Below are 15,868 nucleotides of genomic sequence, written 5' to 3' on the forward strand. Positions count from 1 at the left end.
GTGATGAAAACTGCAATAGCACGACTGGCGGTGAGAATGAAAACCGCGCCGCAGCCTGGCCTGTTGCCGGAACCTGGGCCGTGGCAGCGCTGGCAGCGCAAGATTCTGGGGCACCACGGCATGACGATTGGGCTGGTGATTTTGGGGGCTATCGTGTTGCTGGCGCTACTGGCACCGCTCATCAGCCCACACGACCCCTATGCACAGGATGTCAGCCGACGGCTGATCCCACCGGTGTGGCATGACAAAGGCAGCTGGGCGCATCTGCTCGGTACCGACAAGCTGGGGCGGGATTATCTGAGCCGCCTGCTGTTCGGTGCCCGGGTGTCGCTCGCCATCGGGCTGGTGTCGGTGATGCTGGCAGGCACCATTGGCATTGCGCTGGGGGTGCTGGCGGGATACTTCGGCGGCCGGGTCGATGCGGTGGTGAGTTATCTGCTGACCGTGCGTTTGTCGATGCCGGTGATTCTGGTGGCGCTGGCGTTGGCTTCGCTGGTGGGCGGCTCGGTCAAGGTGGTGATTATGCTGCTGGGCTTACTGTTATGGGACCGTTTTCTGATTGTCTCCCGCACGGTGACGCGTCAGCTACGCGAGGCTGAATTTATCGCTGCGGCGCAGACACTCGGCGCGTCGTCGCTGTTCATCATGCTGCGGGAGATTCTGCCTAATCTGCTGGGGCCGCTGACCGTGGTGGCGACGCTGGAGATAGCCCACGCGATTTTGCTGGAGGCCACCTTGTCGTTTCTTGGTCTCGGCGTACAGCCACCGATGCCCTCCTGGGGGCTGATGGTGGCGGAAGGCAAAGCCTACATGTTCTTTCAACCGTGGGTGATTGTGATCCCAGGCGTGGTGCTGGCGCTGCTGGTGTTGAGCATCAATCTGGTGGGTGACGGGTTGCGCGATGTTACTGCGCTGGATGGCCGCAACTGAGAGCCTACCCCACTAGGCTATTTTACTTGCCATTTTGGACCTGCAGTGCTCGAAATCCTCACGTACTACGTGTACGTTCCGGTTTCTCCGCGCTGTCCGTGTCCAAACTGGCTGCGCCAATGACGCCTATTGGGATAGGCTTCTGAGGAGAATAAGCGCTATGCATACAGCAATTGAGACTACCGGTGGGGCCAGGCTGGCGGGCGAGGGGCAGTCCGAGATCGTGCTGGAGGTGAAAAACCTGCGGGTCGATTTGACGACGCCGCGCGGCACGTTGCACGCCGTGCGCGGCATCGATTTTTCGGTCCGGCGCGGTGAAATGCTGTGTCTGGTCGGTGAGTCAGGGTGTGGCAAATCGATGACCTCGCTGGCGTTGATGGACCTGCTACCGCGTAATGCCGAGCGTCGCGCTGAGAGGTTGCAATTTCGTGGAACCGACCTGCTGGCGCTGAGCCCGCGTGAGCGAGCGGCGTTGCGCGGCAGCCAGATGGCGATGATCTTTCAGGAGCCGATGACCTCGTTAAACCCGTCGTTCACGTTGGGAGATCAACTGTGTGAAACGCTGCTGGCGCACCGCAAGGTCTCGAAAGCCGAGGCTCGTGAGCGGGCGGTGTACCTGATGAATCGCGTCGGCATTCCCATGGCGGCGGAGCGGCTACGGCAGTATCCGCATCAGCTCTCTGGCGGTCTGCGTCAGCGCATTATGATCGCTATGGCGCTGATGTGCGGCCCAGAGTTGATCATCGCTGATGAACCGACCACCGCGCTGGACGTCACCATTCAGGCGCAGATCCTGCGGATGTTGCGCGAACTGCAACAGGAATTTGGCACCGCGGTGGTGTTCATCACCCATGACCTTGGCGTGGTGGCGCGTATCGCCGATCGGGTGGCGGTGATGTACGCCGGGCAGGTAGTGGAAACCGCGCCGGTGATGGAACTGTTCCACCAGCCTTGTCACCCGTATACCCGTGGCTTGCTGGAGTGTATTCCGGTAGCCGGACGTACCGTGCCGGGTGAGCCGTTGCAGGCGATCCCCGGCGTGGTGCCGAGCCTGATCGGCCCACAACAGGGCTGTGCGTTTCGCAATCGTTGCCAGCAGTGTCGCCAGGATTGTGCGCAGGAGCCGCCCTATGTGACGCTGACGGAAAACCATGCGGTACGTTGTGTGGACGCGGTGATGACGGAGGTGGCGGTATGAACACGATAACCGCAGCGGGCGGCCGCGTGTTGCCACCTATTCCCGGCAACGATGATATTGCGCTGGAACTGTGTGCACTCAGCCGGGTGTTCCGACTCAACCGTGGGATGTTCTCGCCACCCGGTGAAATCCGTGCGGTGGACAATGTGTCTTTGCGCATTCGCCGGGGGGAAACGCTGGGGCTGGTGGGTGAGTCCGGCTGTGGCAAGAGTACGCTGGCGAAAATGCTGCTCGGCCTGCTGCCGCCCACATCCGGCAATGTGCTGATTGAAGGGCGCGAAATAGACGCAGGCGATCGCCGTGAGTTGGCCTGCCGCATGCAGCCTATCTTTCAGGATCCTTATTCCTCACTCAACCCGCGCCGTACGGTGGCGGATATCGTGGAAGTGGCGTTACGGCTGCACCACATCGGCACACCGGCGGAACGTAAACAGCGGGTACGCGAGATGCTCGACAGGGTGGGGATGCCAGAGCGTACCCACGGTCAGTATCCCGGCCAGCTTTCTGGTGGTCAGCGTCAGCGGGTGGCGATTGCCCGCGCCTTAATCCTGCAACCGGCGATCCTGATTTGCGACGAGCCGACCTCCGCGCTGGATGTGTCGGTACAGGCGCAGATCCTCAACCTGCTGTTGATGTTGAAAAAAGAGCTGGGCCTGACCTATCTGTTTATCAGCCATAACCTGTCGGTGGTGGAATATCTGGTGGATCACGTGGCGGTGATGCGTAAAGGCGCGATTGTTGAACAAGGCACTCGTGAGCAGGTGTTTGGCGCGCCGCAGCATCCTTATACCCGTGCGTTGCTGGCATCGGTTCTAACGCCGGAGCCGGGGCTGGGAATTCCGACGATTGAGGTGGCGTAACCCACGCAATCCGCAGAACGTGAACAGAAAAAAGGATCAACGATGACACGTGAAGAGATGATGCAACATGCGGCGGCGTATTTTGACTCCGGCGTATTTCGTGACGTGCTGGCACGCCGGGTGGCTTGCCAGACGGAAAGCCAGCACGCGGAACGCGCCCCGGCGCTGATGGGCTACCTGACCGACGAGATGATCCCGTTGCTGGAAGCCATGGGGTTTGAGTGCCTGATAGTGCCGAATCCGGTGGCGGAGCGCGGGCCTTTTCTGCTGGCGCGCCGCATAGAGCCAGCGGCGGTGCTGACAGTGCTGACCTACGGCCACGGCGACGTGGTGATGGGGGATGCGGCACGCTGGCGCAGCGGATTATCACCGTGGACGCTGACGGCGGACGGTAACCGCTGGTACGGGCGCGGCACCGCCGACAACAAAGGCCAGCACACCATCAATCTGGCGGCGCTGGCTGTGGTACTGAGCGCCTGTGAAGGCCAGCTGGGCTACAACGTGAAGCTGATTCTGGAAATGGGCGAAGAGTGCGGATCGCCCGGTCTGGATGCCGTGTGCCAACAATACCGTGACTGGCTGGCGGCGGACTTGTTCATCGCCTCGGACGGCCCGCGCGTCAGTGCGGAACGACCCACCCTGTTTCTGGGTTCTCGCGGTGTATTCAACTTTGGCCTGCAATTGACGCTGCGTGACGGCGCGCACCATTCCGGCAACTGGGGCGGGTTGCTCAGTAACCCCGGCATTCGGTTAGCGCATGCGATCGGCTGTCTGGTGGATGCCAACGGCCGCATTCTGGTGCCGGAACTGCTGCCGCCACCGCTGTCCGCCTCGATGCGCCACGCCTTGTCCGGTCTGGAGCTGGCCGGTGCACCGGGCGACCCGGCTATCGATCCACATTGGGGAGAGCCGGGGTTGAGCGCCGCTGAAAAGGTGTACGGCTGGAATACGCTGGATGTGCTGGCGTATGTCACCGGCAATCCGGATAAACCGGCGCACGCTATCCCGCCGACGGCTCGCGCCCAGTGCCATATGCGTTATGTGCCGGGCAGCGATGTGGAACACTTTGCCGAACACCTGCGTCGCCATCTTGATGCCTGCGGGTTTGAGGATGTGGACATCATCGACCCGGAGAACTGTTTTGAAGCCACCCGCATCGACCCGGACGACCCTTGGGTACATTGGGGTGTTGCCTCTATCGAACGCTCGGTTGGCAAACAGGCCGCGGTGTTACCCAACTTCGGCGGCGGCCTGCCCAATGCCTGTTTCCTGCGCACGCTCGGCTTGCCGACACTGTGGATCCCGCACTCGTACCCCGCCTGTTCCCAGCACGCCCCCAACGAACACCTGCTGGCGGACGTCGCGCGCGAAGCCCTGCACATCATGTGCGGCCTGTTTTGGGATTTGGCAAAAGAGGGCCACGAGGTGTTGCAATCCCGACAGCACAATGCAAGGGGATAGCCCCTGCACCCCTATGGTCTGTTAACTGCATTCATGCAGGGGATGTGGTGATATTTCGTGCGTAATAACCGGCGCTGTTTCTCAGCAGCCTCTGCGCACGCACGACAAGGAGAGGCTCAAACGCCGCCTCTCCTTGACCACTGGCTGGTGGCTAAACTATGCCGCTTCGCGGTCCCTTCGGTGTTCGCCCCTGCTGTTCGGGCCGCCCGTGACGCGCTCCCGGCGCGGCACGGGCTTTCGCCGCGTCCGTGCGGCTCACCCGGCAGGGGCGCACACCTCAGCATAGTTTTAACGCCAGAAAAACCACCCCCCAAGACATGCTCACAGAAGGTTTTTCGTTTCTCTTGTCAGGAATACGGCGGTAACGGCTCACGCCATATTCGGGAGATGATCCATGCATAATAGTGAAATTCGTTACTTTATGGCGGTGGTGAATACTGGCTCCATTAGCGCCGCCAGTCAGCAGTTGTTTGTGGCGGTGTCCGCCATCAGTCGGCAAATTCAGCGGCTGGAGACCCGGCTGGGGATGCCGCTGTTTGAACGTAGTACTCGCGGTATGGTGCTCAACCATGCCGGGCATATTCTGGCGAATCACGTGCGGCGCAGTATGGCCGACATGGAACTGGCGATAGCGGAAATGGAAGGGATGAAGTCGGCACGCCAGACCACATTGCGGGTGGCTTGTACCGATGGGCTGGCCCTTCACCTGCTGCCAACCCTGCTGGCGCGTTTTCGTGAGCAGCATCCCCACGTCAATTTTTATCTGGCGGTCGGCAGCGCCCGGCAGGTGCCGGAGTGGTTGCGTAACGGCGAGTGCGATGCGGCCCTCAAGTTCTGTCTGGCGCCGGAACAGGGCGTGGACGTGCTGGCGTCGTTCCCGGCACCGGTACTGGTGTTCATGGCGCAAGACCATCCGCTGGCCAACCGGGATTTTCAACTGGCAGATTTGAACGCCTGGCCGGTGGCACTGCCGGATCCCTCCTCGACCATTCGGCAACTGTTTGATCTCTCGTGTCGAATGAACAATGTGTTTATCGAGCCAGCGTTTACCTGTAACCACTTCTCCAGCCTGTATGACTATGTGCGTACCACACCGGAAGCGGTCAGTGTGTGTAGCCATTTCTCCATTCTATGCCGCGCCAGACATGATGGACTGACGATGAAAGCGGTCAATCTGGATCAACTGAGTCAGCGCACCTTGCAATTACACACCGAGATGGGCAGGCCACGTACCGCGCTTCTGGAGAGCTTTTTTGCTTTCCTCAAACAGGCGCTACAGCAGCACGACCAGCATTGTCGACTGGATTTTGGGTTGCCGTTACGTTGAACGCCGCACGGGATTTTAGTGTTTTTTGAATGAAATTTTATTTCTTTTTATAGGTTTTATTTTGAATTTAAGTTTTCATTTTTAATTTTTAGTTAAATTTTTAATAAAAAATGAAGAGAAAAACGCAATTTAAATTAAGTGGTTTTTCTGTAGTATCAAAGGTCAGCGATGAGGTGTTTTCCCTGCGAAAAACATTCATCTGATGCCTGTTCAATCTACGTTAGCTACCCCGGAGCCTGACCATGAATCTGGAAAAATTCCCGCGTTATCCTTTAACTTTCGGACCGTCGCCGATTACCCCGATGAAACGCCTGAGTGAATACCTGGGCGGTGATGTGGAGATTTATGCCAAGCGTGAAGACTGCAACAGCGGGCTGGCATTCGGTGGCAACAAAACCCGTAAGCTGGAGTACCTGATCCCGGAAGCGCTGGCGCAGGGGTGCGACACGCTGGTGTCGATTGGCGGCGTCCAGTCCAACCAGACTCGTCAGGTGGCGGCGGTGGCAGCACACCTGGGGATGAAATGTATTCTGGTGCAGGAAAACTGGGTTAACTATGCCGACGCGGTGTACGACCGGGTGGGGAATATCGAGTTGTCGCGCATTATGGGGGCGGATGTTCGTCTTGACCCGGCCGGTTTTGATATCGGTATTCGCGAAAGCTGGAAGCAGGCGATGGAAGAAGCCTCACAAAATGGCGGTAAACCGTTCCCGATCCCAGCTGGTTGTTCTGAGCACCCGTACGGTGGGTTGGGGTTTGTCGGCTTTGCCGAAGAAGTACGCCAGCAGGAAAAAGAACTGGGCTTCAAATTTGACTATATCGTAGTGTGCTCGGTCACCGGCAGTACTCAGGCTGGGATGGTGGTAGGTTTTGCCGCTGATGGCCGCGCCCGTAACGTTATCGGTATTGATGCGTCCGCCAAACCGGAAAAAACCAAAGCGCAGATTCTGCGTATCGCGCAGCACACCGCCGGTCTGGTCGAGTTAGGTCGCGAGATCACCGAAGAGGACGTGGTGCTGGATACCCGCTACGGCGGCCCGGAATACGGCCTGCCGAACGACGGCACGCTGGAAGCCATCCGCCTGTGCGGGCGTCTGGAAGGGGTGCTGACCGACCCGGTGTACGAAGGCAAATCCATGCACGGGATGATAGACATGGTGCGCAACGGCGAATTCCCGAAAGGCTCTAAAGTGCTCTATGCCCACCTCGGCGGCGCACCAGCGCTGAGCGCTTACAGCTATATTTTCCGTAATGGCTGATTGCGGTTATAGCGTTGCGGCCACGACATAAGTTCGCTAATAACAAACCAATGAGGCTGCTTGTCAGCAGCCTCTATATCACCATCTGTGACAGATATCTTAGCCACCATTTACTAATGTAAGGCTTGTATGCTAAAACGGCGGCATACAAGCACGCGTCACCAGACGTTTCGTAGAGTTTTACCCACCGCAATCGCTGTTGAATTTCTCTATTTATAACGTGCCATTATAGTAAAATGATTTTTATGAATTACAATTTATCCCCGTAATGTAAATACCTATGACAGTTAGGACATAATGCAATAGCATTATCCACAGTGTCAGCTCCCCCTTCTGATAAAGGTGTCTTATGATGAACTTCAAGATAAGGAGTATTATCTTTTTTCCTCAAGAATGGAGCATTAGAACAGCATCTTTCACATTTACCGTTTGCTCGGAGTAATACTTCTGCGACAACATCAGGATTACGAATAAAAAACTCAATCTGCAGTGATTTTTTTTGGGGATATTTTGGGGATGTGGATAAACGTTCTTGTCTTGATCTTTGATTATCTGCTATGGATTTATTAACCTGAATGTTGAATTCTGTCGTTAAATTTTCGAATGAGTCAGTCTTACTGAGTTCACTCTCATAAAATTCAATGATGTCACGAACTTTTTTTCTTTTTGATTTTGTTTTTCTAGTTTCTTCATAGTATGAATTGTGAAGTTTTAGTGAATAAATTGATTTTTTTAAAAACTCTAAGCCAAAATCTGCTTTTATTTTTTTGAGATAATATTCAAAACTATCTGCACTTAGCGTTCTTTTAAATATTTCACCATTCAACATATGCCCTAAATTGTTAATGTAATCTTTGGCGGAATTTTCATTGAGACCATTTTTTTGATTAAGAGTCCTTGCCCCCTCTTGCGCACTTATCGATTTATTATATACTTTACACGCTATGATATAAGCTTCAATATACTGTTCTTTTGATATGATAGGCATGGGATCTCCTCTTTTATAGCCATTAAATAACTATGTCTAATAGCTCTACATCTGCTATTTATTGACATGCGGTAGTCTCTATAAAAGCAGCGCATCAAAAAAATCGATTTTAGCTGCGAAAACTATCCATCACTTGCCCTGCAATAGATTGTATAAAAGTCTCATGGATACGGAAGTTATTATTTTCAGAAATAAAATCTACGTGATGATATTGTCGTTCTGCTTGTAAATCCCATTTAAATAGGTTCAAGATGAGTGCGAATGTTATTTTTTATCTTGTTTATATAATTATACATTCATACAATTCCCATTGTTAATTCATTATAGTTAACAAGTTTTTGACTACCTTTCATATTAAGAGATACCTTCCATATTTTCCACCCTTAAAACACCAACTGTGTTGTCGAGAGCACTTCCCGCAAGCCGATAAAGGAGCGGATCTGACGCACTCCCGGCAGGAACAGCAACTGTTCGGCGTGCAGTTTATTGAAGCTCTGGTTGTCTTTGGTGCGGATCATCAGAATGTAGTCGAACTCACCGGTGACCACGTGGCACTCCATGCAACCGCTGATCTTCTGCACCGCGGCTTCAAAATCTTCAAAACTTTTCGGGGTGGAGCGATCAAGCACGACACCGATCAATACCACCATGCCGACATTCAATGCCTGTGGATTCAGCAGCGCGACATAGCCTTTGATTAACCCTATCTGTTTCAGGCGTTCCACACGCCGCAGACAGGCAGGTGCGCTGAGCTTGACCTTTTCCGCCAGCGCCACATTGGAAATAGAGGAATCAGACTGGAGATAACGCAGAATCGCCAGATCAAAGCGGTCAAGATTGAGGCCTTTCTCGTCTGGGCTGTCGGCTGTCGCGTTGGTTTTCATGATGGTCGAGTCTCAATAAGAATCTGTCTTAATGTCGGTGAATGGCGCAGTAAAATTGCGCATAAAATGAGTATGACGCAATGTATTCGACATGGCACGGGACTTTATCGTCGGAGATTCGATGGCGCGACAGATTTCTGTGGCGTGTGCGCTAAAGACAAGGGGGCGGGAGGAGGAAAGCAGGAAGAGAGCGGCGCACGCAACGGGCACGCCGCCAGAGATTATTTCTGCAATTTGGCCTGTTTCAGGGCGTCGTACAAACGCGCCTTGTCGTGCTCGCTGAGGTTCTTCTGCGTAACGGCGTGCATAAACGCCGTGTGATTCAACTGGCTCAGGCTGCCGCCTTGTTTGTGCAGCGTATCGGCGAGTTGTTGTAGCAGTACGCCGTTTAATTTGGCGATTTGCGCGCGCACTTCATCCAGCGGACGTGGCTGCCAGTCTTTCTCCGGCACGGCCAGCCAGTCAGCGCGGTAACGATACTGAATTGCCTTGGCGGCATCCATCTGCGCTTGAATAAAAGGGGTAACGGAATCTGCATCCAGCCCGTACTGCGTGGCCTGCTGTCGGCTGGCTTTCAGTACGTTATCCTCTTGTTGCAGGTCCTCAATCGCCAGATGATGAGCCGCTTTGTAGCCAGCCACATCTTTCATGTAGCCGAGGCGTTGGTTAACCAGTGAGGCTAAATCGGCGCTTTCCGCCGCCAGCGCACTGGTGCTGATCAGGCAGGCTACCAGACACATTGTCCGTAACATATTGTCTCCAGGTGGTTGAGAGTAAAAAGGCAGAGCCGCAGTATCGACTCTGTCGTCACGATGCCCGCCTGCAGCGAACACCGCGGTAACGCCTGACTATCTTACGTGCATGACATGGCATTCTGCGTCATGTGAAGGGTATGCATTCGTAACCAGACGTACCTGGTTTTTTGCATTTCGTGCGGTAGTTTCAGTGCGTTACTGTGTGTTGCCGTTTTATCTGTCCGTCCCGCCAGCCTTGGTGGCACGCCCTTCATCGCCGCAGAATCATCGGTATCTGGTGGCAGCGAGCGGACGTACGGACCGTGAAGGCCGGTTCATTTTTATAAAATTTTCATACTGTTGGACATACATTGATACAGGTCGCCCACCGACGAAGCGAAGCATCGTATCAACGGGATATATCGGGGTGAGGAGAGGACAGCGGCGTGTTTTCCCGTTTTTTACGCCGCAGGCCAATCAACAGCCCGATGCCTGCCAGTAGCGAGAGCGTGATAGCGATATGCATAAATCGGGTCAGCGGCCAGCCCTCATGCTCGGACAAAAACAGAAAGACCCCCATCAACGGCAGCACTGACTGGTTCAACAGCACAATGAGCGATGAGGTGCTGGCCAGTCGCTCGTAGGGGATCAGCGTCAGGCGCAGTGTGCGCATGATATTGCCGGTAAATACCTTGCCGACAATACCCAGTGAATAGAAGGTCAGGAAGGGCCCTAACTGGTCGAGCGTCGTGGTCAGCAGCAGCGAGGCGATGACGATAAGACCCAGCCCGATCGCCAGCAGCGTTTCCCGGCTCAGACGGTTGAGGGCGGCACCATAAACCAGCGTGGATAAAAATCCTGCCGCCCCGGCGCAAATATCAATGAAACCAAAATATTTCACTGATAATCCCATTTTATTTTCGATCAATGCCGCACCACTGGACTCGACTAACCCATCAAACATATTATTCCCCAGCGCCAGTACGATCATCAAAATAATAAATGGACTTTTGATGATCGTTAGTAACGGAAATGAATTTATTTTGGCAGATTGTGGTGTATTTATTTTATTTTCCGATACGTCGTCTGATGTGAAAGTAAACAGACGTGAGGTGAGGAAATAATACGCGTTGCATAAATAGAGTGTGGCGGCAATATACAGCAGCGTCAGAAAACCGTACTCGTATAATGCCATGCCGATCAGCGGCCCCAGCACCATGCCGAGTAAATCTAATCGGGTCAATACATTAGCATCACGGTCAATATGGCGGCTGTGGGCGGCGATCAGCTTTTCTACCGCAGTGATGGTTTGCGCATTGCCGATGGAAACACCCGCCCCCAGCAAGCCACAGGTTAAGGCCAGGATCAACGGTTGTTCGGTAAAATTCAGCACCAGACACAGCAATAGGCAACCGAATGCCTTGAGTGCATCGGAAGCGATGGATACAGGGCGCACCCCCAAACGGTCAATCAATACGCCGAGTGCCGGGGTTAGCACGATACGTGGCAGCCACCATAACATATAAGACAAGCCGGAATAGGTCAGGCTTTGGGTTTCGGCATAGACCAGTACCGGAATAAGGAACACCATCAAGCCATCGGCGATAAACACCAATGTGAGAAAAAAGAGCAAAACCGGACTCATGGGATAAATACCCCTGATAGTCTCCCCGTCATGTTCCGGTGGCGGATACGCCGGTTTTTTTCGCTACCCTTGCCGACTGCTCTATCAGCGCCGATTGCTCTATCAGCGTCGACTGTTCTATCAGCCTTTGAGGATTTGCCGCACCGTCGTGTCCTGCTACCCGAATTATTTAGGGTATATCAGGTCATGTTTTGTAAATTAAAAAAATGACGTAAGCGGAAAGTAGAAAATAAACGCTACGGCATCGTGTAAGGGGGTAAATATAATAATGTGTTGCCGAGAAAGTAAATGTTTATTTATTGACAAAACGAGTTATAAACATTTTTTGTTTAAATAATTTCACCGCTTATTATCAAATTTACAGAAAAACACTGAATGTATCAGTCATGTTGTTGTCATGACTTTCTGCCTATTCTGTAACAGTAGCCAGATTAACGCAGGAGCGCAGCATGGATTTACCCGGTTTTGAGCAGACATTGAGTCGATACGTCGCCCGTCATTTGGCGGACTCCACCGATAGTGCGCATGATCACCACCATCTGGTGCGGGTGGCGAATCACGCCCGGCACATTCAACAAAAAGAAGGTGGCGATCTGCGGGTGATTATCGCCGCCGCGTATTTGCATGACATTGTGCTGGTGCCGAAAAATCATCCGGATCGTAGTCGGGCATCACGTATGGCGGCGGAAGAAGCGGTGCGTATTGTGTCGCGGGATTTTCCTGATTTCCCCCATGAGCTGCATCCGGCGCTGTTCCATGCGGTTGAAGCACACAGTTTTAGCGCCGGTATCCCCGCAGAAACACAGGAAGCGAAAATCGTGCAGGATGCCGACCGGCTCGATTCCCTTGGTGCGCTGGGGCTGGCGCGGGTGTTTTATGTGGCGGGCATGATGGGGCGTCCGTTATTTGACTCGCAAGACTTGTTTGCCTGCGAACGTGAGCTGGACGATCGCCTCTACACGTTGGATCACTTCCGCGCCAAACTGATGCGCCTGCCAGAAACCATGAATACGGCAGAGGGGAAACGCATTGCCGAAGCGAATGCGTCCTGGCTGGTGGATTTTCTTGCCAAACTGTCCGGGGAAGTGAACGGCGACCCAACGCGGCTTGATCCGCAGGTACGTGAATACTTCAACGTCTGGCATCCCTGGCTGGTTTGATAACGGCCGGTTTGGGTACTGGAATCCGTGGTTTTTTGCTGTCTCTGTGACGAAGAATGGCCGCGATGTAACGCAGAGCGGCCGGGATCACGTCATATGATGTCGAATCATGTTATCGATAAGCGAAACTATTCAGTCAGAGGGACGGATGGATGGGAGCGTTGTCGCGCAGTCATGATAAACCGGCGGGTAATCAAAGCCTGTTACGGGGATTTTTGCTGCTTGAAATTTTAAGCAATTACCCGAATGGTTGCCCGCTGGCCCACCTGGCCGGGTTGGCCCAGTTGAATAAAAGTACCGTGCATCGCTTGTTGCAGGGGTTGCAGGCATGCGGTTATGTGACCCCGGCGCCTGCGGCGGGCAGCTATCGTTTGACCACCCGGTTTATTACCGTCGGGCAGACATCACTGGCTCCGCCAGAGGTGCTGCGGCTGATTGCCCCGCCGTTGCAGGCGTTGAACGCAGCGACCGGCGAGACCGTCAATTTTTCCAGACGTGAAGGCGACCACTGCATTTTGATCCATAAGCAGGAGCCGACGATCGGTATGTTGCGTACCCTCGCATATCTGGGGCAACAGATGACGTTGTTTAGCTCGGCGATGGGGAAGCTGTTTTTAGCCGATGATACCGAAGACGCGCTCTTTGCCTACTGGGGCAAGCCGCAGTCGTCTATTCGCAAGTTGACCCCGTATACCATTACCGATCCGTACCACATGAAGCGTGAACTGGAAGGAGTGCGTCAGCGAGGGGTGGCGTTCGACAGGGAAGAGCATGAGGTCGGCGTATCCTGCATGGCTGCGCCGGTATTGGATGCGAATCAGCGGGTGAAGTATGCCATTTCGTTGTCACTCTCTTCGGCCAAGTTGCGCCAAATCGATGAAGAAACCTTGTTAGCGCCATTACGCCAGACCGCACAGGCGCTCTCACTGGCGCTGAAAGCCCTGCCTGATGAGCAGTGAAGCGCATCCTTTCGGGTTGCGGGAGATAAAGGTCAGGAGAAAAGGAGAGTGAGTGGAGTCGAAGAGCGGTGGGGAGCGGACAAACAGACCAAACGGGCTGTCGTAAGACGGCCCGTTTGTATCAGTTAGTTAAGGCGCAGTGCGGATTGCTGAGTGCGAGTACCTAACTGGAAGAAGCGAACGGAGTCGCGCAACTGCTCGCCTTGTTCCGTCATGGACTGTGCGGCAGTGGCGGCTTGCTCGACCAGCGCCGCGTTCTGCTGGGTGACGCGATCCATCTGATCGATAGCGACGCTGATTTCCTTAATCCCTTGATGTTGTTCGTTGGACGCCATCGAGATCTCCGCCACGATGTCGGTCACCTTGGTGACTGAACTGACGATTTCTTCCATCGCCTGATTCGCCGTGTCAGCATGGCGAGAGCCATCGGTGATTTTCTCGACCGTACCTTCGATCAGCGTTTTGATCTCTTTGGCGGCGTTGGCACTCTTTTGCGCCAGGTTACGCACTTCACCGGCCACCACGGCAAATCCTTTACCTTGTTCACCGGCACGTGCCGCTTCCACCGCCGCGTTGAGCGCCAGAATATTGGTCTGGAAGGCGATGCCTTCAATCACCGCGATAATATCGACGATTTTCTGCGAACTGTGGGAGATTTCATGCATCCGCTTGAGCATGTCATCCACCACGTTGCCGCCGTGTACCGCCGTCTGCGAGGTTTGCCGCGCCAGCTCGCTGGCCTGATGGGCGTTGTCGGCGTTACGTTTTACCGTTTCGGTAATCTGTTGCATGTTGGACGAGGTTTGCACCAACGACGCCGCCTGCTCTTCGGTACGCTGTGACAAGTCGCTGTTACCCTGGGCTATTTCGCTGGCAGCCAGCGAAATAGACTCGCTGCCGTCAACAATCCCCCGGATGATTTCCGCCAGCTTGTCGTTCATGAACTTCATGGTCGCCAGTAAGCTGGTGGTGTCGCCGTTACGCAGCGCAATCGGCACGCTCAGATTGCCTGATGCCACCTGGTGCATGATGGACGCGGCGTAGTCAGGTTCGCCACCCAACTGACGCGACAGACTGCGGGTGATCAGTGTGGTGATGACCGCGGTGGCGATAAGCGCCAGCAGCAACAGACCGGACAGTATGTACAGCGCGTGCTGATAGCCTTCTTCTGACGCTGCCCCAGCCTGATCGCCAGAGGCAATTTCCATATCCACCAATTGCGCCAGGTCTTTCATTAACTGGGTGCGGTATTTGGAGGAAACGGCGCCGCTGATCTTGCTGGCTTCGTCCAGTTTTCCACCGTTAACCGCTTCAATAACCTTGGCGTTGACATCGACAAAGTTCTTAAAGTTATCCACTACCTGATTGAATAAGGCTTGTTTTTCCTGCGGTGCATTTTTCAGCAGGCTGGCGTAGTTGGCCTGTGCTTTAAGAAATAGATCCTGGTCCTGTAATAATTCAACCCGATGGCCCTCGACTTCCTGCGGTGTTTTTGAGGCGATGTATTGCACCTGCTGCAGTCGAATTTCCGACAGCATGCCGCGCATTTCCAGCGTATAGCGTACTCCTGGCATACGGCTGTTTTTGAACGAGACAACATTATTATCACTGGCATTGAGCTGGTAGATAGCCACAACCCCTAACAACAACATCATAACGATGAGCACGGAGAAACCGAGCAGGAGCTTGGAGAAGACAGTTAATTGTGAGAGTTTTTTCATCGCTGCTTTCTTTTATTAACGGACGGTATCTTTAGTAACGGCATGGTAATTCAAAAATTTATTCCCGTGATAGGGTCAGGTCATCATTTTGGTAAATTGTTTTTTATTTTTGGAACAGTGTTTTTGTGACAACAATGGGTGATTTTTTGTCGTTTTTATGAGTCAGCAAAATATTTGTGGCGTGAAGCCATGGGGCGAGAGGGTGTTGTATTTCAATAACGCCGCTTGATACAAAAAAATAATAGTATGAATAGGTGTCGGTGATGACCGCCACGGAGCGGGCACCCGGTGGCGTTTCGCCTCATTGCGGGGCGACCGCCGGGTTAGTTGAGATAGAAAAGTGGTCGAGATAGTCAGTTAGTCGAGATAAAAGACCGGTGCGAGTTCTGCGCTGACGGGGCTGTTGTCCGGGTTGGCGGGCATCACCTCTGTCATGTATTTCCACCAGCGCTGGCAGACGTCAGTCTGAGCGATGGCATTCCAGCGTTCCTCTGATTCGATTTCCACATACGCGAACAGCAGGTGGCGAGTCGGGTCGAGGAAAATACTGTAATGGTGTGCGCCGTGGGCTTTTAACTCGGCCTCCAGTTCCGGCCAGATAGGATTGTGACGACGCTGATATTCGTCGTGGCATTGCGCAAAAACCTGCATCACAAAGGCTTTTCTCAACATGATGGTCATCCTGTGGCGAGTGATCGCTAAACGGTTATCCCGCATGAGGCGGGGGAAACGTCCCTGTGTC

The 15,868-nt window shown here is 53.9% G+C and carries 14 protein-coding genes and 1 pseudogene; 8 read left to right on the forward strand and 7 right to left on the reverse strand.

What is annotated here, in order from left to right; genetic code table 11:
* Positions 1–3 precede the first annotated feature (3 nt).
* The 6 genes from DD586_RS02295 to DD586_RS02320 all read left to right on the forward strand — a co-directional run bounded on the left by DD586_RS02295 (position 4) and on the right by DD586_RS02320 (position 7,035).
* The gene (locus tag DD586_RS02295) at positions 4–930 is read left to right on the forward strand and encodes an ABC transporter permease (RefSeq protein WP_012883195.1); all 927 of its coding nucleotides are present in this window, start codon (positions 4–6) and stop codon (positions 928–930) included.
* A 160-nt stretch (positions 931–1,090) separates the two neighbouring features.
* Complete coding sequence (locus tag DD586_RS02300; protein WP_012883196.1) at positions 1,091–2,128, forward strand: ABC transporter ATP-binding protein; 1,038 nt, start codon at positions 1,091–1,093, stop codon at positions 2,126–2,128.
* Positions 2,125–2,988 (forward strand): ATP-binding cassette domain-containing protein, encoded by an 864-nt coding sequence (locus DD586_RS02305; protein WP_012883197.1) that lies wholly within the window; start codon positions 2,125–2,127, stop codon positions 2,986–2,988. The genes DD586_RS02300 and DD586_RS02305 overlap by 4 nt, the downstream gene beginning before the upstream one ends.
* A 42-nt stretch (positions 2,989–3,030) precedes the next feature.
* A complete protein-coding gene (locus DD586_RS02310) occupies positions 3,031–4,449 on the forward strand; it encodes a M20 family metallopeptidase (RefSeq protein ID WP_012883198.1) in 1,419 nt (472 codons plus the stop codon).
* 394 nt (positions 4,450–4,843) lie between these two features.
* The gene (locus tag DD586_RS02315; RefSeq protein WP_012883199.1) at positions 4,844–5,776 is read left to right on the forward strand and encodes a LysR family transcriptional regulator; all 933 of its coding nucleotides are present in this window, start codon (positions 4,844–4,846) and stop codon (positions 5,774–5,776) included.
* Positions 5,777–6,018: 242 nt separating this feature from the next.
* Positions 6,019–7,035, forward strand: a complete 1,017-nt coding sequence (locus DD586_RS02320) for a 1-aminocyclopropane-1-carboxylate deaminase (protein ID WP_012883200.1) — start codon at positions 6,019–6,021, stop codon at positions 7,033–7,035.
* An 85-nt stretch (positions 7,036–7,120) separates the two neighbouring features.
* On the opposite strand, the pseudogene DD586_RS22425 reads toward DD586_RS02320, so the two are convergent.
* From DD586_RS22425 to DD586_RS02340, 5 genes and pseudogenes are all read right to left on the reverse strand, one after another.
* Positions 7,121–7,252, reverse strand: a pseudogene (locus tag DD586_RS22425) (IS481 family transposase); the annotation flags it as partial.
* 33 nt (positions 7,253–7,285) lie between these two features.
* A complete protein-coding gene (locus DD586_RS21060) occupies positions 7,286–8,023 on the reverse strand; it encodes an HNH endonuclease (protein WP_012883201.1) in 738 nt (245 codons plus the stop codon).
* Between the two features lie 383 nt (positions 8,024–8,406).
* Complete coding sequence (locus tag DD586_RS02330; RefSeq protein ID WP_012883202.1) at positions 8,407–8,907, reverse strand: Lrp/AsnC family transcriptional regulator; 501 nt, start codon at positions 8,905–8,907, stop codon at positions 8,407–8,409.
* 221 nt (positions 8,908–9,128) lie between these two features.
* Entirely contained in the window at positions 9,129–9,659 is a 531-nt protein-coding gene (locus DD586_RS02335; RefSeq protein ID WP_012883203.1) for a chorismate mutase, read from the reverse strand.
* A gap of 391 nt (positions 9,660–10,050) precedes the next feature.
* Positions 10,051–11,286 (reverse strand): MFS transporter, encoded by a 1,236-nt coding sequence (locus DD586_RS02340; protein ID WP_012883204.1) that lies wholly within the window; start codon positions 11,284–11,286, stop codon positions 10,051–10,053.
* A gap of 449 nt (positions 11,287–11,735) precedes the next feature.
* Here DD586_RS02340 and DD586_RS02345 point away from each other — a divergent pair, with 449 nt between their 5' ends.
* Positions 11,736–12,446 carry a phosphohydrolase gene (locus DD586_RS02345; protein ID WP_012883205.1) on the forward strand — a complete coding sequence of 237 codons (711 nt, stop codon included), beginning with the start codon at positions 11,736–11,738 and terminating at the stop codon, positions 12,444–12,446.
* Between the two features lie 152 nt (positions 12,447–12,598).
* On the forward strand, positions 12,599–13,405 hold the full coding sequence (locus tag DD586_RS02350) for an IclR family transcriptional regulator (RefSeq protein ID WP_012883206.1): 807 nt from the start codon (positions 12,599–12,601) through the stop codon (positions 13,403–13,405).
* Positions 13,406–13,530: 125 nt separating this feature from the next.
* Here the strand turns inward: DD586_RS02350 and DD586_RS02355 are convergent, their stop codons facing one another.
* Both DD586_RS02355 and rhaM read right to left on the reverse strand, forming a co-directional pair.
* Positions 13,531–15,126: a methyl-accepting chemotaxis protein gene (locus DD586_RS02355; RefSeq protein ID WP_012883207.1), complete on the reverse strand. Its 1,596-nt coding sequence runs from the start codon at positions 15,124–15,126 to the stop codon at positions 13,531–13,533.
* A 357-nt stretch (positions 15,127–15,483) separates the two neighbouring features.
* On the reverse strand, positions 15,484–15,798 hold the full coding sequence (rhaM, locus tag DD586_RS02360; protein ID WP_012883208.1) for an L-rhamnose mutarotase: 315 nt from the start codon (positions 15,796–15,798) through the stop codon (positions 15,484–15,486).
* Positions 15,799–15,868 lie beyond the last annotated feature (70 nt).

The organism is Dickeya parazeae Ech586 (assembly GCF_000025065.1).
GTDB lineage: Bacteria > Pseudomonadota > Gammaproteobacteria > Enterobacterales > Enterobacteriaceae > Dickeya > Dickeya zeae.